Origin of the sequence: Vibrio sp. 2-2(8) (genome assembly GCF_963888495.1) — a bacterium.
GTDB lineage: Bacteria > Pseudomonadota > Gammaproteobacteria > Enterobacterales > Vibrionaceae > Vibrio > Vibrio anguillarum.
Genome location: NZ_CAWPJM010000044.1, coordinates 321,251 through 341,717, shown reverse-complemented (window position 1 = coordinate 341,717; position 20,467 = coordinate 321,251). Strand labels below are relative to the sequence as shown.

13 protein-coding genes are annotated in these 20,467 nt (G+C 42.7%); 12 read left to right on the top strand and 1 reads right to left on the bottom strand.

What is annotated here, in order from left to right; translation table 11 throughout:
• Positions 1–17: 17 nt before the first annotated feature.
• From prc to rmf, 12 genes are all read left to right on the top strand, one after another.
• Positions 18–2,012, top strand: coding sequence for a carboxy terminal-processing peptidase (gene prc, locus AACV12_RS12705; RefSeq protein WP_170900422.1), 1,995 nt, complete (start codon positions 18–20; stop codon positions 2,010–2,012).
• A gap of 141 nt (positions 2,013–2,153) precedes the next feature.
• Positions 2,154–2,837, top strand: a complete 684-nt coding sequence (locus tag AACV12_RS12700) for a hypothetical protein (RefSeq protein ID WP_170900421.1) — start codon at positions 2,154–2,156, stop codon at positions 2,835–2,837.
• 210 nt (positions 2,838–3,047) lie between these two features.
• Entirely contained in the window at positions 3,048–5,654 is a 2,607-nt protein-coding gene (gene pepN / locus AACV12_RS12695; RefSeq protein ID WP_170900420.1) for an aminopeptidase N, read from the top strand.
• Between the two features lie 65 nt (positions 5,655–5,719).
• Positions 5,720–5,938, top strand: coding sequence for a DUF2835 domain-containing protein (locus tag AACV12_RS12690; RefSeq protein ID WP_013856912.1), 219 nt, complete (start codon positions 5,720–5,722; stop codon positions 5,936–5,938).
• 182 nt (positions 5,939–6,120) lie between these two features.
• A complete protein-coding gene (locus AACV12_RS12685) occupies positions 6,121–10,962 on the top strand; it encodes an NAD-glutamate dehydrogenase (protein ID WP_170900419.1) in 4,842 nt (1,613 codons plus the stop codon).
• 45 nt (positions 10,963–11,007) lie between these two features.
• Positions 11,008–12,018 (top strand): quinone-dependent dihydroorotate dehydrogenase, encoded by a 1,011-nt coding sequence (gene pyrD / locus AACV12_RS12680; protein WP_013856910.1) that lies wholly within the window; start codon positions 11,008–11,010, stop codon positions 12,016–12,018.
• A 189-nt stretch (positions 12,019–12,207) separates the two neighbouring features.
• The gene (locus tag AACV12_RS12675; RefSeq protein WP_010320557.1) at positions 12,208–12,750 is read left to right on the top strand and encodes a cell division protein ZapC; all 543 of its coding nucleotides are present in this window, start codon (positions 12,208–12,210) and stop codon (positions 12,748–12,750) included.
• Positions 12,751–13,226: 476 nt separating this feature from the next.
• Entirely contained in the window at positions 13,227–15,356 is a 2,130-nt protein-coding gene (gene rlmKL / locus AACV12_RS12670) for a bifunctional 23S rRNA (guanine(2069)-N(7))-methyltransferase RlmK/23S rRNA (guanine(2445)-N(2))-methyltransferase RlmL (protein ID WP_013856909.1), read from the top strand.
• A 3-nt stretch (positions 15,357–15,359) separates the two neighbouring features.
• A complete protein-coding gene (locus AACV12_RS12665) occupies positions 15,360–15,608 on the top strand; it encodes a glutaredoxin family protein (protein ID WP_013856908.1) in 249 nt (82 codons plus the stop codon).
• Positions 15,586–17,502 carry an ABC transporter ATP-binding protein gene (locus tag AACV12_RS12660; RefSeq protein ID WP_017041963.1) on the top strand — a complete coding sequence of 639 codons (1,917 nt, stop codon included), beginning with the start codon at positions 15,586–15,588 and terminating at the stop codon, positions 17,500–17,502. The genes AACV12_RS12665 and AACV12_RS12660 overlap by 23 nt, the downstream gene beginning before the upstream one ends.
• A 9-nt stretch (positions 17,503–17,511) precedes the next feature.
• Positions 17,512–19,401, top strand: coding sequence for a DUF3466 family protein (locus tag AACV12_RS12655; protein WP_170900417.1), 1,890 nt, complete (start codon positions 17,512–17,514; stop codon positions 19,399–19,401).
• A 169-nt stretch (positions 19,402–19,570) separates the two neighbouring features.
• A complete protein-coding gene (gene rmf, locus AACV12_RS12650) occupies positions 19,571–19,744 on the top strand; it encodes a ribosome modulation factor (RefSeq protein ID WP_010320553.1) in 174 nt (57 codons plus the stop codon).
• A gap of 136 nt (positions 19,745–19,880) precedes the next feature.
• On the opposite strand, the gene fabA is transcribed toward rmf, so the two are convergent.
• Positions 19,881–20,399 carry a bifunctional 3-hydroxydecanoyl-ACP dehydratase/trans-2-decenoyl-ACP isomerase gene (gene fabA / locus AACV12_RS12645; protein WP_013856904.1) on the bottom strand — a complete coding sequence of 173 codons (519 nt, stop codon included), beginning with the start codon at positions 20,397–20,399 and terminating at the stop codon, positions 19,881–19,883.
• Between the last annotated feature and the right edge of the window lie 68 nt (positions 20,400–20,467).

Here is a 20,467-nt window from a genome sequence, read left to right as displayed (position 1 = left end):
AGGAGAAATTCCTACGCATGAAATGCCGTTCAAAATTAACGTTGATCGCTGCTGGCCTATGGCTAGCAGCGTCATCCGTTCAGGCCTTAGAAGCCACTCTTAGCAAAGAAGATTTACCTCTTCTTGCCCCAGAAATGCAGCATGAAACGGCGAGTAAGCGTGTGACTTCCCGTTTTACTCGTTCTCATTACAAACACTTCAACTTGAATGACGATTTCTCGCAAGCTATCTTCAATCGTTATCTCGAACTGCTCGACTACAACCGCAATATCTTTACTCAGAGCGATATTGATTCCTTTCATACGTGGTCGACACAACTTGATGATCAACTCAAGGCTGGCAATAACCAAATTGCATTTGATGTTTATAACTTATCAATGCAAAAGCGCTTTGAGCGTTTTCAATATGCGCTTTCTCTGCTCGACAAAGAAATTACATTTGAAGCCGATGAATCGATGGAACTTGATCGCTCAAAAGCAGCTTGGCCGAAAGATAAAACCGAGCTCGATAAGTTATGGCAGCAACGTGTCAAATATGATGCACTGAACTTAAAGCTTACGGGTAAAGAGTGGCCGGAAATTAAAGAAACGCTAGGCAAGCGTTATAATAACGCGATCAAACGTCTGTCTCAGACCCACAGCGAAGATGTATTTCAGCTTTATATGAATGCTTTTGCGCGTGAAGTTGATCCGCATACTAGTTATCTCTCTCCACGTAATGCCGAGCAGTTCCAATCAGAAATGAATCTTTCATTGGAAGGGATTGGTGCTGTACTGCAAATGACCGACGACTACACCATCATTCGTTCGTTAGTTGCGGGTGGTCCTGCCTCAAATAGCAAGCAGTTGGGTGAAGGCGATCGTATCATTGGTGTGGGCCAAGATGGCAAAGAGATGGTTGATGTTATCGGCTGGCGTCTAGATGATGTCGTACAACTGATCAAAGGCCCGAAAGGCACTAAGGTGAAGTTGCAAGTTTTGCCGGAAGGTAAAGACGCTAAAAGTCACGTTGTCACTATTGTTCGAGACAAAATTCGTTTAGAAGATCGAGCGGTTAAATCAAAAATCATCGAGAAAAATGGCAAGAAAATCGGCGTGCTTGAAGTCCCTAGCTTCTATGTCGGTTTAGCGCAAGACACGGACAAATTGCTGACTGAACTGAAGCAGAAAAAAGTGGATGGCGTGATCGTCGATTTACGTAATAACGGTGGGGGTGCATTAACGGAAGCGACGGCATTATCCGGCTTATTTATTGAAAGCGGCCCGGTTGTGCAAGTTCGCGATAGCTATGGACGAGTAAACGTTAATAGTGACACGGATGGAAAAATCAGTTATCAGGGTCCTATGACGGTATTGGTGAATCGCTACAGCGCATCAGCCTCAGAAATTTTTGCAGCGGCAATGCAAGATTATGGACGAGCGATCATTGTTGGCGAAAACTCATTCGGTAAGGGAACGGTTCAACAGCATCGCTCGTTGAATCATATCTACGACTTGTTTGATAAAGAATTAGGCTACGTTCAATATACGATTCAGAAATTTTATCGTATTGATGGTGGTAGTACGCAGAATAAAGGTGTTGTGCCTGATATTGCGTTACCCACTGCGATTGAAGCAAAAGATACCGGTGAGAGCGTTGAACCTAATGCACTTCCTTGGGATCAAATTGAGCGAGCTAAATACGACAAGTTACAAGCTAATGAAAAACTGATTGCTAAGTTATCTGCGCAGCATCAAGCTCGTATTGCCAACGATATGGAGTTCGGCTTCATTAACGAGGATATTGCAAAGTATAAAGCGGAGAAAGATGACAACACAATTTCTCTCAATGAATCTGTGCGTAAGCAAGAAAGTGACAAGGCAGATGAATTGCGTTTGGCGCGGATTAACATGCGACAAGTCGCCAATGGTTTGAAGCCCTATAAAACCTTGCAAGATGTGCCTAAAGATTATGAAACTCCAGATGTTTATTTAGAAGAAGCAGTGGCGATCACTGTTGATATGCTAAATTAGCAACCAGTAGCAATGAAAAGCGAGCCTTAGTGCTCGCTTTTTTGATCTTATTTAAACCAAATAAATAACGTGATATAGATCAAACATTTCGCTTTATCGTACAACCGGTTCTAAGCTTAAGAAAAAAGTGAGGAGCGTGTTATGAAATGGATAAGCATCATTTTTACCTGCATTGTTCTTATCAGCACCAGTGCGGCACAAAGTCAAAGTAGTAGTACGCAGACTCATCAAGACTTAACTCAGTTTGATCTCCCTTTTTTACTTGGTGATTGGTACCTACTTAACCCCAATCCTGACACTTCTTCCGATGATTTTCGTTCTATTAAACTGACCTTGGAATCGAATTATCGTTTCAAGATCGATATTCAAAAGAAAAATTATAATGTGGAGCACTGGGAAGGTGAATTTGACGCCAGCGATAACAGCTTGATTTTGGGGCTTAATTCATCGCAACCTCAAGTTTATCAATACCAAGTGAACCACAACATGCTCAACTTAAACGGCATTATGTTCACTAAAGCTTTACCAAATGCGTTGGCAGGGGTGTGGTCTAGCAAACGGATATTTGGTGAAGATGCGATAGCAACCGACATTAACCAACTTGATCTCGTTTTACAGCCGGATTTTGTATTTATGTTCAGAGTAAGTGGTGCTAATGGTAACGAATCGATCCATAAAGGGGTGTACTACACAGAAGGTGATCATTTGGTGCTCCTTTATGAAGACGGAGAACATGATACCCGCTATACGCTTGTTAGCGATATGTTAACGTTAGAGGTGGAAAATGGTTCCATGTCGGCTGTTTTAGCGCGAGTAAATCCGTAGTCTTGCAATCTTCTATCATAAGAAAGGCAATGAGTGAAATCTGTTGATATATGGGTAAATTGTCAGCGAAATAACGGGGTATTTGTCTAAAATGCCTCGTTTTTCGGTTTGAGGGGTTGTTATTAATGATAACAAGCCTTAGATCTATAGCCATCTTACTGAATGTTTATCAAAAACGTCACATTTCACTCCGTCAACAAGGATTCCGACATGGCTCATACACCCCAAGCCAAGTATCGCAAAGATTATCAATCTCCATCACATACCATTACGGATCTCGAATTAATATTCGATCTCTTTGATACCAACACCACAGTGACTGCTGTTTCTCACGTTAAGCAGCAAAAAGAGAGTAACCAATTGGTGCTGGATGGTGAAAACCTTGAGCTGAAATCGCTCAAAGTGAATGGCACTGAATGGCAAGATTTTCAGCTGCTTGAAACCGGGCTCTCGATCTCATCATTACCTCAAGAGTTTGAATTGGAGATCGTGACACTGATTAACCCTGAAGCGAATACCGCACTAGAAGGGTTATACAAATCGGGTGGTGCGTTCTGTACTCAGTGTGAAGCAGAAGGTTTCCGTCGCATTACTTACTTCCTCGATCGTCCAGACGTTCTTGCAAAATACACAACGACCGTGATTGCTGACAAAAAAGATTACCCATTTTTATTAAGTAACGGTAACCGTATCGAACATGGCGATCTTACAGAAGGGCGTCATTGGGTGAAGTGGCAAGATCCACATCCGAAACCTGCTTACTTATTTGCTCTCGTTGCGGGTGATTTTGACGTATTACGTGATCAATATAAAACCAAGTCCGGCCGTGATGTTGCCCTCGAGATTTTTGTTGATAAAGGTAACCTCGACCGAGCTTCTCATGCGATGACATCACTTATCAACGCAATGAAGTGGGACGAAGAACGCTTCGGCTTAGAGTATGATCTCGACATCTACATGATCGTTGCCGTTGACTTTTTCAACATGGGTGCGATGGAGAATAAAGGGCTCAACATTTTTAACTCTAAGTTTGTGCTAGCCAATGAAAAAACCGCTACCGATACTGATTATTTAGGTATTGAAGCGGTGATTGGCCACGAATATTTCCATAACTGGACTGGTAACCGCGTCACTTGTCGTGATTGGTTCCAATTAAGCTTAAAAGAAGGCCTAACGGTATTCCGTGACCAAGAATTTTCGTCTGATTTAGGGTCGAGAGCCGTGAATCGCATTAATAATGTGCGCATTATTCGCGGGCCACAATTTGCTGAAGATGCCAGCCCAATGTCACACCCAATCCGTCCCGATAAAGTGATAGAAATGAATAACTTCTATACATTAACTGTCTATGAAAAAGGCAGTGAGGTGATTCGTATGATGCATACGTTATTGGGTGAAACGAATTTCCAAAAAGGGATGAAGCTCTATTTTGAGCGTCATGACGGCACTGCCGCTACCTGCGAAGATTTCGTAGCAGCGATGGAAGATGCTTCTGGCGTCGATCTTACCCAATTCCGTTTATGGTATAGCCAATCTGGTACACCGATTGTTTCAGTGAGCACTGAATATGACGCACAACAGAAAACCTATGCCTTAACCGTAGAGCAAACAACCGAACCAACGCACGAGCAAAAAGAGAAAGCAGCGCTGCATATTCCTTTTGATGTTGAGTTATACACCGCTCATGGTGATGTAATTGAGTTACAATGTAACGGAAAGCGAATCTCTAATGTACTGAACGTAACACAGGCTAAGCAGACCTTCGTGTTTGAAAATGTGCCAGAGAAACCGATCCCTTCCTTGTTGCGCGAATTTTCAGCACCAGTGAAACTGGAGTATGACTACAGTGATGATGAGCTTATCTTCTTGATGGTCAATGCTCGTAACGAATTTGCTCGCTGGGATGCAGGCCAAATGTTGTTAGCCAAATATATCCGTAGCAATGTGTTTGGAGTGCAGTCGGGTAAGGCGGCGGATTTGCCTGAATCGGTAGTTGATGCATTCCGTGGTGTGTTACTGAGTGAGGCTCTAGAGCCTGCTTTTATTGCGGAAATGCTCTCATTGCCTAGCCATAATGAGGTTTCAGGTTGGTATAAACGTGTGGATGTTGATGCTATAGCGACCGTACTTAAAGCGATGAAAGTACAGCTTGCTAACGCATTGCAAGATGAGCTCAATGCGGTTTACCACAGTTTAAAACAGACAGCATACAGCATTGAACACAGTGCAATTGGTGAACGAGCATTGCGCAATACTTGCCTTGCTTATTTAGCTTATACCGACCAAGGCAATGATTTGGTGCTGGCTCAGTATCACAGCGCCAACAACATGACTGACACCATAGCCGCTATGAGCGCTGCGAATAGTGCACAGCTTATGTGCCGTCAAGCACTGATGGATGATTACAGTAATAAATGGAAACACGATGGATTGGTGATGGATAAATGGTTTGCACTGCAAGGGACTAACCCCGCGCCAAGTGTTTTGGATACCATTCAACAAACCATGAAACATGAAGCATTTAGCTTAAAAAATCCAAATCGTACTCGTAGTTTAATTGGTTCATTCCTCAGCGCAAACCCAGTTAATTTCCATGCAAAATCGGGTGAGGGATACCGTTTTGCAGGGCAGATACTGCGTGAACTCAATGATAGTAACCCCCAAGTTGCGTCGCGTTTAATTGATCCTTTACTTAAATTCAGGCTCTACGATGAAACTCGTCAAGCAATGATGAAATCGGAGTTGGAGACTTTGAAGTCAATGGATAATTTAGCTCGGGATCTCTTTGAAAAAGTAACAAAAGCGCTCGAATCTTAAGGATCTTAACTCTACTAAGAGCGAGGTGATAGATACGTCTCCTCGCTCTATTTTGGTTAACGGCTATGAAGCAATACTATTTTACTCTCAACATTTCCTATCAAACTTACTTAGCGCACTATTCTGGTGTAGCAAGCTCTGTACAAGTCTACACAGATCAAGGTTTACGCCTTCAGCTACCCGCGTCTCGATTTCGTCCATTTCTTAGCCAAATTGGAGTAAAAGGTCGATTTCGGCTGACAACTGACCAAAATAACAAGTTTGTAAAGTTAGAAACTCTGTGAGCCGCTGATTTTCTAGATATTTAAATAGGAATCTTAATCACATTCTCAAACATTTCACCTCAGACCTGCCCTAAAACTGTTAACTATTTGTCAATAAAGCTTTTACAATAAAGCAAGCATTACCAATGGTAAGCGCTATGCTTACCGCATACCCTACAAAAATAATAATCTTGGAGTCTACTATGACTGCGCGTGAAACTTTAGTGCCAGTTCTGCTTGAAAAAGTGTACAAACTGATTCAAGACAAACTCGATCTTGCTCATCAACCGCTCGTGACCCAACTTGCTCAACATCTATTTAGTAACATTTCGAAAGATGATCTGACTGAACGTAATGAATCTGACTTATATGGTGCGATAGTTAGCCTATGGCACCATATTAACGAGAAAAACCCGGAGGAGCGTTCAGTGCGGGTATTTAACCCGACAGTAAGCCGCCAAGGTTGGCAGTCAACGCACACGATTGTTGAAATAGTAATCCCTGATAGTCCGTTTCTTGTGGACTCCATTAAAATGGCGCTCAGCCGTTTGGATTTATCGTCACACCTCATGCTCAATGGTCCAACGCAAATCTCGCGCACCGATAACGGTGTTATTACTTCGGTAAACCAAGGTGAGGGTGTTCTGCAATCTCTTTTTCATATTGAAGTCGACCGCCTTAGTAGCAAAGAAGCGATGACACAGTTGAAAAATGAGTTGCTTAGTATTCTGAGCGATACAGCTTTAGTGGTGCAAGACTGGCAACCAATGTCAGAAAAACTGGTGCAAGTGATTGCGCAATTGGAGACACAAAAAGAGTTCATTCCTGTAGAAAGTGATCGTTACGAAGAAACCATCAAATTCTTAAAGTGGATGGGAAATCATAATTTCACTTTCATGGGGTACAAAGAATACGACCTCGTGACGGTCGAAGGCGATACTGAACTGAGACCAACAGCAGAAAAAGGGTTGGGTTTATTTTCTGATTCAAAACGTGTACGCAGCGTAAAATTATCTGACTTTCCTGATTCCGCGCGCCTTGAAGCCAAAAAGCCTTTTTTATTGATTGTCACTAAAGGCAATACCCAATCACGTATCCACCGCCCAGCTTATACCGATTATATCGGCGTTAAAAAGTTCGACAAAGCAGGTAAAGTGATCGGTGAACATCGTTTCACTGGCCTATATACCTCGGCGGTGTACAACCAAAGTGTCGAAACTATTCCGCTGATCCGCGAAAAAGTAGAACGTATCCTAAAAGCCAGCGGTTATCGTGCAGGCTCGTATTCCTATAAAGCGCTGCACAATATTCTAGAAAACTATCCTCGTGATGAGTTACTGCAAGCACGTGAAGAAGAGATGTTAGAAGTTGGGATGGGCGTAGTGCAAATGCAAGATAGGGATTTGCTGCGTCTGTTTGTTCGTAAAGACCCGTTTGGTCGTTTCTTCAGCTGTATGGTCTATGTGACCAAAGAGCGCTATAACACCGAGCTTCGCCGCCAAACGCAACGAATTTTCAAACAGTACTTTGGTTGTGAGCAAGATGTTGAGTTCACCACTTATTTTTCAGAAAGCCCATTGGCAAGAACACACTACATCGTACGTGTTGATAATAACAATATGGATGTCGATGTAAAAACGGTAGAGCAGAATTTAATGGAAGCATCATCAACTTGGGATGATCGTTTATCAGATGCGATCGTAGCAAACTTTGGAGAGAGTAAAGGGCTGCCATTATCGAAAGAATACATGCGTGCATTCCCTCGCTCTTACAAAGAAGACATGATGCCGGGTTCAGCGGTGGATGATATCCAGCGATTGGAAGCCTTAGATGAAGAGCACAAACTCGGCATGTTGTTCTATCGCCCACAAGAAGAAGCGGCCGATTCAAAAGCGGTGCGGTTAAAACTCTATCACCGTGACGAGCCAATCCATCTTTCTGATGTGATGCCGATGTTGGAAAACTTAGGGCTGAGGGTGATCGGAGAGTCACCTTATGAAGTACGAAAATTAAATGGTCAAACGTATTGGATCTTAGATTTCTCAATGCTGCATAAGAGCGATAAGAGTGTCGATCTTCGAGAAGCGAGAGATCGTTTTCAACAAGCATTTGCGGCTATTTGGGCTGGTGAATTAGAGAGTGATGGCTTCAACCGACTAGTACTCGGTGCTTCATTAACTGGGCGCGAAGTCTCGATTCTTCGTGCTTATGCGCGTTACATGCGCCAAGTGGGTTTCCCATTCAGTCAACAATATATTGAAGATACACTCAGCCATTATCCAGATGTAGCAAAAGGGCTGGTGGAACTATTCTTAAAGCGGTTTGATCCTAAACACAAAGGGGCTCAAAAAGGGCAAACGGATCTTATTAATGCTATTACTGAAGAGTTAGATCGTGTTGATAGCTTGGATGATGATCGTATTATTCGTCGTTATATGGAGATGATTAGTGCGACGATCCGTACTAACTACTTCCAGCTGGATGAAAACAATCAGATCAAACCCTGGCTTTCTTTAAAAATGAAACCGAAAGAGATTTCTGAAATTCCAGCTCCTGTGCCGGCTTTCGAAATCTTCGTTTATGCGCCTGATATTGAAGGTGTTCATTTACGTGGTGGTAAAGTAGCACGTGGCGGATTACGTTGGTCTGATCGCCAAGAAGATTTCCGTACCGAGATTCTAGGGTTAGTGAAAGCGCAACAGGTAAAAAATACTGTTATTGTTCCTGTGGGAGCAAAAGGTGGTTTTGTGTGTAAGAAACAGCACATGTTTACCACGCGTGATGAGATCTTTGCCGAGGGACAACGCTGCTATAAACGTTTTATTCGTGCATTACTCGATGTTTCCGACAATATTATTGAAGGTGAAGTCGTTCCACCTAAGAATGTCGTTCGTCATGATGAAGATGACCCTTACTTAGTTGTAGCCGCGGATAAAGGGACAGCAACATTTTCCGATTTGGCTAACTCAGTGTCAGCAGAATACAATTTCTGGCTAGGTGACGCTTTTGCTTCTGGTGGTTCAAATGGTTACGACCATAAAGCCATGGGGATTACAGCAAAAGGGGGATGGGAGTCAGTCAAGCGCCACTTCCGTGAGATGGGCATTAACTGCCAAACCACAGATTTCACAGCGATTGGCATCGGCGATATGGCTGGAGATGTGTTCGGTAATGGTATGCTGCTGTCTAAACACATCTGTTTGCAAGCAGCGTTTAACCATTTGCATATTTTCATCGATCCAACACCAAATTCAGCAAAAAGTTGGGAAGAGCGCAATCGCTTATTCAACACGCCACGATCTAGCTGGGAAGATTACAACGCAAAGTTGATCTCAAAAGGTGGTGGCATCTTCTCTCGCAAAGCGAAATCGATCACCTTAACGCCTGAAATTCAAAAAATGATCGGCACTAAGAAGGCTTCTGTTGCGCCTAATGAGCTGATTAAAATGATTTTGAAAATGGAAGTGGATCTTCTGTGGAACGGCGGCATCGGCACCTATGTTAAATCATCGAAAGAGAGCCATTCTGATGTAGGTGACCGTGCTAACGATGCTCTAAGAATTGATGGACGCGATCTTCGTACAAAAGTGATCGGTGAAGGTGGTAACTTAGGTATGACTCAACTTGGACGTGTTGAGTATGCATTAACTAGTGGTCGTGTTAATACCGACTTTGTTGATAACGTTGGCGGCGTCGATTGCTCGGATAATGAAGTTAATATTAAGATCTTCTTGAATGGCTTGGTGGCGAATGGTGATCTTACCGTCAAACAACGTAATCAGATCTTAGAGTCGATGGAAGACGAAGTAGGAGGCATCGTTATTGAAGATGCTTACGCTCAATCTGAAGCTATTTCTGTCACTGAGCAACAGGGTGTATCGTTAGTTAAAGAGCAAATTCGTTTCATCCATGCTATGGAAAAAGCAGGGCACCTTGACCGAGCATTGGAATACATTCCAGATGATGAAACTTTGCTTGAGCGTGAGAAGCAGGGATTTGCATTAACCCGTCCGGAGCTATCGGTATTAGTGGCATACGGCAAAATGGTGTTGAAAGAGGAATTGGCTTGTGAAGAGATTTCTCACGATGAATTCCATTCACAGCAGTTGATCAACTATTTCCCTACTGAGTTACGTCGTAACTATTCTCAGCACATGCAACAGCATCCACTTCGTGCAGAGATCATTGCTACGGCTCTGGCCAACCAGATGGTGAACGAAATGGGATGTAATTTCGTGACCCGTCTGCAAGAAGAGACTGGTGCGAATGTTGTCGATATTGCCAATGCTTACACTGCGGCAAGAGAAATCTATGGTTTAGGCCGTGTTCTTGAGCAGGTTCGTTTACTCGACAATAAAGCAGAAGCCGATGCACAGTACGATGTGATTTTCTTAGTACGCCGAACCTTACGCCGCTTATCTCGTTGGTTGCTGCGTAATCGTTCAGGCAAACAATCGGTCAAAGATTTGATTGCGCTTTATCAAACTGACGTCAATGCCGTTTCCGCTGAACTAGACAATATGCTCGTTGCTGAAGAGGTTGCAGAGCATAATGCCATGGCTCAAGTCTGGATTGATAAAGGCATTAACTCCGAACTGGCGAATTACGTTGCTCGTTTATCAAGCCTGTACTCAGCACTGGATATATCCACAGTGGCTCGTGATAAAGGTAAGACCGTTGCTCAGACAGCTAAGCTTTACTTTAACTTGGGTGATCGTTTATCACTGCACTGGTTCTTAAAACAGATTAACGGTCAAGCGGTGGATAACAACTGGCAAGCACTAGCTCGCGCTGCATTCCGTGAAGATTTAGACTGGCAGCAGCGTCAACTCACTGCGCAAGTATTGAATTGTACTTGTGCGCCAGAAGAACTCGATGTAATGAAAGCACTGGATGAATGGATTGCTAGTAATGAAGTATCCTTAATGCGCTGGGAGAGTATCCTCAACGAATTTAAAGTTGGTGCAGTACATGAATTTGCAAAATTCTCAGTAGCATTAAGAGAATTAGTACTTTTAAATTTGAATTGTGCGGCAAATGAGTAAATAATAACGCCCCGTTTATACGGGGCTTTTTATTTCGGAGGCACAATGCTCTACCGCTTAGCCAGGACTGGCTTTTTTCAACTTGATGCCGAAAAGGCACATGATCTCGCCATTGAAAACTTTAAACGTTTCACAGGCACTCCTCTTGATCTCTTCTATCGTCAACACTTACCCAATCGCCCAGTCGAATGCATGGGTTTAACTTTTAAAAACCCTGTAGGTTTGGCCGCTGGCCTAGATAAAAATGGGGAATGCATAGAAGCTTTTGGTGCAATGGGGTTTGGTTTTGTCGAAGTTGGTACCGTGACTCCACGTCCTCAATCTGGTAACGATAAACCGCGTTTATTCCGTTTGATCCAAGCGGAAGGTATTATCAATCGAATGGGCTTTAACAACTTAGGTGTCGACAACCTGGTTGAGAACGTTAAGAAAGCTAAATATGACGGCATTATCGGTATCAACATTGGAAAGAATAAAGATACACCGATTGAAAATGGGGCAGATGACTATCTTATTTGTATGGAGAAAGTTTACCCATATGCTGGTTACATAGCGGTGAACATTTCATCCCCCAACACTCCTGGGTTACGAACGTTACAATATGGTGAGGCATTGGATGATTTGCTTGCCGTACTGAAAGCGAAGCAATCTGAATTGGCTAAGCTGCATAATAAATACGTTCCGCTAACATTAAAGATCGCTCCCGATCTTTCTGATGACGAACTTAAACAAATTTGCCAATCGTTACTCAAGCATAATATTGATGGCGTTATCGCGACTAATACCACATTGGATCGGTCGCTGGTGGAAGGTATGAAATTCGCGAATGAAGCGGGTGGGTTAAGTGGCCGTCCTGTTCAATCAAGAAGTACTGAAGTGATTAAGTGCTTGTACCAAGAGTTGGGTGATAAGCTGCCCATTATTGGAGTGGGTGGTATTGATTCTTGTATCGCTGCAAAAGAAAAAATGTTGGCGGGCGCGAAACTAGTACAAGTCTATTCAGGATTCATTTACCACGGCCCAGGTTTAGTGAGAGATATTGTCAAGAACCTGTAAATAAGTGCGATTTAAAGGTATTTACTCAGAAAAATAAAAAGTGACTGGGTCAAAGTAAGAGGGAATGAGTTATTCATTTCCTCTTTTTTTTTATATTTCTGTTCTTAAAATTACATTCACTAGCTGGCAAAGGTAATTAAGCGTTTTACCTAATAGTTTGATAATTCATTAAAATTAGAGAGTGGAACGATGCTTAAACCAAGTGACAAATGGAGTTGGTATTATTCAGATAGCGAAAGCTGCCTGATGTTGTACCTTGGTGATGAGATGGTTTTTAAGACCAATCTTTACCGTAATCTGCTCGTCGATTGTGCTTTTGCTGAGAATCATTTTTCAGTCGATGATGCGAGTGCTTTCCAAACCTACAAAGAGCAAATTGCCTATTTAGGTTTAAGTGAGCCAAGACAAGCCGAATTAGCACTCTATTGTGTTGCCGCTAAGCGTTTTCATAAACCTGTCCAGCCTAAAAGTTGGTTTTTTGATCATCAAGGCTACGGTTTTGAACCGAGTGAAGGTGACATTGTTCGGCTGGTCAACGGCTACAGCCAAGGTTATTTCATCGTACTTGAGGTAGGGGACTGCGCTAGTCTTTGCGCCTTAGTCGATTTGGATGCGTTCATACTGAATGGTTCCAAACAGCTAGAATTCGGACAGGTCATTAAGGTTATGCATGACCGTATGGCTTGCGCTAATCATATTTTGCTCGAAGAGCACGTTGCTCTTGTGAGTTAACTTTTCCCTAATAGCACAACGTTTCGTTCCTTTGTTTCATTTCCCATCGGCTTAATAGCCGATTTTTTTTGCCTAGAGCTTTTCCCCAACTCAATCCTATCCGTCTGAATTCGATCTTAAATGTGAGATTTGTTCAGGATTCTGATGTTTTTTTCTTCAAAAGTGACGTTATAAACAGTGTCTACATCGCTAGAAATGGCCGACATATTCCCATTTTTGGCTCGTTTGTAATTTATTTACACTGCAAAAGGCAATCTGGTATAGTCCAATTTGATAGTGAATAAATACTCACTTATCCCATAGGCCTTGCTATATCTAGTAAGATGTTTTTGCAATGCTCGAAGCTTGTCTATTTGTAAAATTGGCGAGTAGTTAAGCAATTGAATGGTTGAGAAGGTGAAAGAGACACTTTGTTTTACTCAAGCGTGGGATTGTCAGGTATAATGCGTGGTCATTTTTATCAGTAAAAGAGCAGTATGAATCAATATCTAGCGGTTACCTCAAACGGTCTTGAGAACCTATTAGTTGAAGAACTAACCAAATTAGGGATTACGGACGCAAAACCCGTGCAGGCCGGGGTAAAATTTAAAGCGTCGAAAGAGCAGATTTATCGCTGTTGTTTGTGGAGCCGTCTAGCATCAAGATTTGTTCGCGTCCTCTCTGAATTTACCTGCCAAAATGATATGGATCTTTACTTGTCAGCAAGTTCAGTGAACTGGGTTAATCATTTTCATAGTTCGAAAAAGTTTGTTGTCGACTTCAACGGCACAAATAACGAAATTCGCAACAGTCAGTATGGCGCGATGAAAGTAAAGGATGCGGTTGTCGACTGTTTTACCAAAAAGAACTTACCGCGCCCTTCGATCGATAAAGATCATGCAGATCTTCGTGTCCATGTACGCTTGCATAAAGATAAAGCCATTTTAGGGATTGATATGGTGGGCGGTGGTTTACATCAGCGCGGTTACCGTACCGAAGCGGGGCGAGCACCACTTCGTGAAACATTAGCAGCGGCTATTATTTTGCGTAGTGGATGGAGTGAAGCGAAGCCACTGCTCGACCCAATGTGTGGTTCTGGTACTTTGCTCATTGAGGCGGCCATGATAGCTGCTGGTATGGCCCCTAGTCTCAAGCGTCCAAAGTGGAGTTTCGAAGCTTTAGAGGATTTTGATGCAGAGCTGTGGGCGCAAATAAAATCAGAGGCTAATGTTCAAGCAAGACGTGGTGTCAAGAAAGTTGACTGTAAGTTCTTTGGTTTTGATAACGATGCACGAGTGCTGCAGACCGCGAAAGATAACGCTCGCCGCGCAGGGGTTGAAGAACTGATTACCTTCCAGCTAGGTGATGCGGCACTGATCAAACGTCCTGAAGAGTTTGAGGATGGTGTGGTTATCTGTAACCCACCCTATGGTGAACGTTTAGGTACACATCCTGGTTTGATTGCTTTATACACGGCATTTGGTGGTCAATTAAAGGCTGAATTTGGCGGTTGCCAAGCATCGATTTTCTCAAGCTCTGACGAATTACTCAGTTGTTTGCGTATGCGCGCTGAAAAGCAGTTTAAGTTAAATAACGGTGCGTTACCTTGTCACCAAAAGAACTACTCAATTTCATTGCGCACGGTAGAACCGGGAGCGTCTATTTCTCAAGAATCGGTGATCGCTCCTGATTTTTCGAATCGTTTAAAGAAAAATATTGCGAAAATTGGTAAGTGGGCGAAACGTGAATCACTAGATTGCTATCGTATTTATGATGCTGATTTGCCTGAATACAATGTTGCGATCGATGTTTATCTCGACCACCTAGTGATCCAAGAATACGCCGCACCTAAAGATATTCCAGAAGAAAAGGCGAAACGCCGTTTAACCGATATCATTCGTGCCGCGATTCAAGTCACCGGAACAGAAGCAAATAAAGTGGTACTCAAAGTTCGTGAAAAACAGAAAGGGCGCTCTCAATATCAAAAATTAGGGCAAATTTCTGAGACAATGGAAGTGAACGAGTATGGCGTTAAACTGATTGTCAATTTACATGATTATCTCGATACGGGTTTATTCCTTGATCATAAATTGACGCGTCGTCGCTTAGGGCAAATGGCAAAGGGTAAAGACTTCCTCAATCTATTTGCTTACACCGGCTCTGCAACCGTTCATGCCGCTTGCGGTGGAGCAAAATCAACCATGACGGTTGATATGTCTAAAACCTATTTAGAATGGGCTAAAGACAACTTAAAGCTCAACGGTCAAGTTGGACACCAGCATCGCTTTGAACAAGCCGACTGTGTGCAATGGCTAGAGACTGCAAAAGAACAATTTGATTTGATATTTATCGATCCGCCGACATTCTCAAATTCCAAACGTATGGAACACACATTTGATGTGCAACGCGATCATATTAAGTTGATGGAAAATTTAAAACGTATCCTACGTCCAGAAGGTACGATTGTGTTTTCAAACAATAAACGACATTTTAAAATGGATTTAGAAGCGCTAGCTGAGCTTGGTTTAGTTGCTCAAAACATTTCAGCACAAACATTACCACTGGATTTTGAACGTAACAAACAGATCCATAACTGCTGGACGATTTCCCATGCATGCAGTGAATAGGGAATGAAGTTGTTCACGCTTTACAGTACTGAAGGATGCCATCTCTGTGAGATGGCATTTCAGCTTGTTCAGCAGGCAAACATTGCTGAACAAGTACAACTTGTTGATATTGCATTTGATGATGCGCTCTTCTCTCGTTACGGGGTCACTATTCCGGTTCTTAAATACCAAGAATCCGAACTGAGCTGGCCCTTTGACCAACAAACATTACTTCATTGGTTAGAAAATAATGGCATTAATTACCATCCATAACGGTCAATTAGCATTTGGTGACCACCCATTACTCGATCATGCAGATTTCGCATTGCAAGAAAATGAACGAGTTTGTCTCGTCGGCCGAAACGGTGCAGGCAAGTCGACTATGATGAAAGTTCTTGCGAGAGAAATCATCATGGACGACGGAAAAATGCAGATAGAACAAGATGTTGTTGTTTCTCGATTAGAACAAGATCCGCCTAGAGATGAAGCTGGCACCGTTTTTGACTATGTTGCTGGTGGATTAGCGGAAGTTGGTGAGTATCTAAAGATCTATCAAGATCTTTTGGATCTCATCGTTATCGATCCAAGTGAAAGTAATATCAATAAGTTATCTCGTATTCAAGAGCAGCTAGAGCATACAGGGGCATGGCGTTTTGAAGAACGTATCCAAAATGTTCTGGCGGCGTTGAAACTGGATGGCCACACCAAACTAACGGATTTATCCGGTGGATGGCAGCGTAAAGCGGCTCTTGCAAGAGCACTAGTGTGTGATCCTGATGTCCTTTTGCTTGATGAACCGACTAACCACCTTGATGTAACCACCATCGAATGGCTCGAAGGCTTTTTGAAAGATTTTAGAGGCTCGATCATCTTTGTATCGCATGACCGGACGTTCATCCACTCAATGGCGACACGCATTGTTGATCTTGACCGCGGTAAACTCAGCTCGTTTCCTGGTGATTATGATCAGTACCTTGTCGCCAAGGAAGAAGCCTTGCGCGTAGAAGAGATGCAAAATGCCGAGTTTGATAAGAAATTGGCCCAAGAAGAAGTTTGGATTCGCCAAGGCATCAAAGCGCGTCGTACTCGTAACGAAGGGCGTGTAAGAGCACTCAAGAAGCTAAGAGAAGAGCGTAATGATCGCCGTGAGGTACAGGGCAAAGCAAACTTGCAAATCGATGACGCTGCGCGTTCAGGAAAAATTGTCTTCGAAGCGAAGGATATTAGCTATAGCATTGATGGCAAAAACATTGTCTCGAACTTCAGTTTCAATATCATGCGTGGTGATCGCATTGCACTTATTGGCCCTAACGGATGCGGTAAAAGTACGCTGCTGAAACTGCTGTTGGGTGATTTACAACCTCAGAGTGGCAAATTACATTGCGGTACCAAACTTGAAGTTGCTTATTTTGATCAGTACCGTGAGATCCTCGATCCTGAGAAGTCGGTAATTGACAACTTAGCTGACGGAAAACAAGAAGTGATGGTGGCTGGGCGCCCACGGCACGCATTAAGCTACTTACAAGATTTTTTGTTTGCCCCTAAACGTGCGAGAACGCCAGTAAAAGCGCTATCTGGTGGTGAGAAAAACAGACTGTTGCTTGCTCGTATTTTCCTCAAACCGAATAATTTATTGATTTTAGATGAACCAACCAACGATTTAGATATCGAAACTTTGGAACTTTTAGAAGATTTGCTTGCCAACTACCAAGGCACATTGCTGCTTGTCAGCCACGATCGTCAATTTGTTGATAATACTGTAACAACGAGTTGGATTTTTGAAGGTGATGGCAAAATTGAAGAATTTGTTGGAGGCTATCACGATGCTCAGCAACAAAGAGCTCAAGTTTTGCAGTCACGAGTTGCTGAAAATGTCAGCAATAAAGAAAAAGTGGTTGAGGAAACTCTCAAAACAGCGCCAATTAAGACAAAACCTAAAAAGTTATCTTATAAACTGCAGCGAGAAATGGATGAGTTGCCCGCAATGTTAGAGCAACTTGAGAATGATATTGAAATGCTTCAACAGCAAGTGAACGATCCTGAGTTTTTCATGCAATCAGCAGACAAAACACAGCCCGTTTTAGATAAGTTAACTGCGAAAGAGCAGGAGCTTGAAATTGCTTTCGAGCGCTGGGAAGAGCTCGAAGCAATGCAACAGGAAAGTTAGAGATTATTAATGAGTAGTAAAACATTTAAAATCACCGTAATAGCAGCCAGTATTTTGGCTGCCACTCAAGCTCATGCTGCACTTTACCAAATTGTAGAAGTGACACCCGGTAACTTAGTCGCTAATGAATATTATGGAAGGGCAATACAAAAAGATAACCTTTCAGCAAATCCTCTTGGATGTTTTACGGCCGGAAATAGCTGTAATACTTTTGCGTTTGGTGGCGATACGCTCAATGGCTCTGATGGCATTTCCTATCATGATGAAGTGCCATTCAAAATGGATAATCGTTTTGTTTATCAGGATATTGATGATCTCAAAAACTATTGCTCTAACGAACTCGGTTATTCTACTTGTGAGGCATGGGCTGATAAGCAATGGCATGGTTTTGAGTACAACAATGTTGAAACTGGCGGTTTGAAACGTGAGCGTGATGCTTGGGATAATGGTAGTTATCTACAAAATGCAGCGGCCTTTGTTAATTCATCGCAAGTTGTTTTGACTTTTGGCTCTATTGCAAATACTCAGAATACCGTTTTAACTGGGTTAGACGGTACTTATGCTTTTGGTATTACGAGCAGCGGTTACACACAGTCTGGGAGTAATTACGCTCTAGGCTACCGTCAACGTGGTTTTTATAATGGCAATATTTTAAATCCACCAACAGACACCACAATTGTCAAAGACACAAATAATAAAATTGTTGAAAAAATGGGTCGGACGTTCGCTTATGATGTATTCAATGATGGTACCCATAATTTCGTGGTTGGTAGTGCATCAGTTAGCCCTTATTTAACAGGTAACGGTGATGATGATAACAAAGACTACAATGGCGATGTTAACACTTGTGTGAGTGATGGTCTCGATCCACAGTTAACTCGTCAGTGTCAAAATTTTGCATTTGCAACGCAAGCTTATATGTGGGATACAGCATCTACATCGACGGGTTACCGCGTAACAGGGTGGGTCGGTGATGTTGAAGCAAACCGTAGCGGATACTCTGCACAAGCAAGTGTAAGAGGCGCTGCTATTCCTACATCTGGCAGTTACGCTAACAAGCCGGTTATGGCTGGTTTTAATACCTATCGCGATGATAATGTGTTTAGAATGCAAGCAACAGTATTCTATCCTAATGCAAGTTACGACGTAACAACCCCTAAGCATGATATGTGGAGTAGTAAGGTTATTACTGGCACAGAACTGAAAGTGGATGGAGATGTTATTTACTCCAACTCATTAGCGACTGATATTAATAATAATTTAATCGTGATCGGTGAAACAAAACGTCGAGGCGATAAACCTGAAAGCGGCGCAGCAGCAAACCGTATTTTCGTGGCAGATGCTAATAGCGGAACACCTGTAGCTAACTATCTATCAGGTGGAATTTTCTTTACTGGTGCTGGCGGTGAAGCGAAAGCGATCAACAATTTCAATGAAATTGTCGGTCAAATCGATGCAGAAAAAGGTCGTGAAGATGGAGGCAAACAACGTCGTCATCGTGGCTTTATCTATCCTTTCAACGGTACAGGGAGTAATGCAGCAAGAATGGCATTGTTCCAGAACCAAGGTTGGTGGTTAGATGATCTAACCAACGGTGGGGCTTACTCACAACATAATAACCAGTTCCGTATTTTTGAAGCCTCAGATATCAACGATGATGGTGTGATTGCAGCAAGTGCATTTAAATGTACTGGTGGCTATGACGATTTCTCCCATAACTCATACTGTACTTCTGGAAGTGAAAGCGTTGTCGCGATTAAACTGATCCCGATTGCTGGCGCGGCGGCTAGCGATATTGAAGTCCGCAGCACGGCACTTCCGCCCGTTGAACGTAAAGGCGGTAGTATGGGGTGGATTACTCTGACACTACTTGCTCTCTTTGGGTTCCGCAGAAAATAATTAAATAGTGTAAAGAATGGCGCAAGTTCACAATTTAGAATCTGCGCCTTTTTTGTAACTTGAGAAAGTCGAATTTTTGAGCAATTCTTAATTGTGGCGTAACAGATATGCCATGTAGATTTAATAGTTGTATGTAAGACACAAGTTACTGTATGAGGACTACACTATGATGAAGAGACAAAAGCGTGATCGCCTTGAAAGAGCACAGTCTCATGGGTATAAAGCTGGCTTAAACGGACGTTCCGTAGAGGCTTGCCCTTATCAACAAACGGACGCTCGTTCATATTGGCTAGGTGGTTGGCGCGATGCCAGAGATGACAAACAAGCTGGTCTCTACAAATAAACTCCCACATACATGCAAAAGGATTTAAGCCCCGGAAGGGGCTTTTTAGTATTCAAGCCACACTAAAGCACTATAACTAAGTGTTTTGATGAGAAAAAAGCGACTCTATGAGTCGCTTATGAATAGTTTAACGTCATTAAAAAGCAGAAGTATCTTGGAAAAGACCTACTTTTAAATCCTTTGCAACGTAAATCTCTTTGCCATCGACAAGAACGCGACCATCAGCTAGGCCCATTACAAGTTTACGGTTAACAACCCGTTTCATCGTGATTTCGTAAGTTACTTTTTTTGCTGTTGGTAGGATCTGACCTGTGAACTTAACTTCACCAACACCTAATGCCCGGCCTTTTCCTTTGCCACCAACCCAGCCAAGGAAGAAACCAACCAATTGCCACATCGCATCTAAACCTAAACAGCCAGGCATTACAGGATCGCCAGGGAAATGGCAATCGAAGAACCATAGATCAGGAGTAATATCTAACTCAGCAAGAATAAGGCCTTTACCATACTCGCCCTCGGTTTCTGACATTTTGGTGATGCGGTCCATCATCAACATATTTGGCGCTGGCAATTGAGGGTAGCCAGGCCCAAAAAGCTCACCTTGGCTAGAGGCTAGTAAGTCTTCACGATTATATGAATCTCGTTTATTCTGCATTATCAGTTACTCCAATTTTTGATAGGGTGCATATTAGGGAACACGTGTACGCTAAACAACTCCGATCA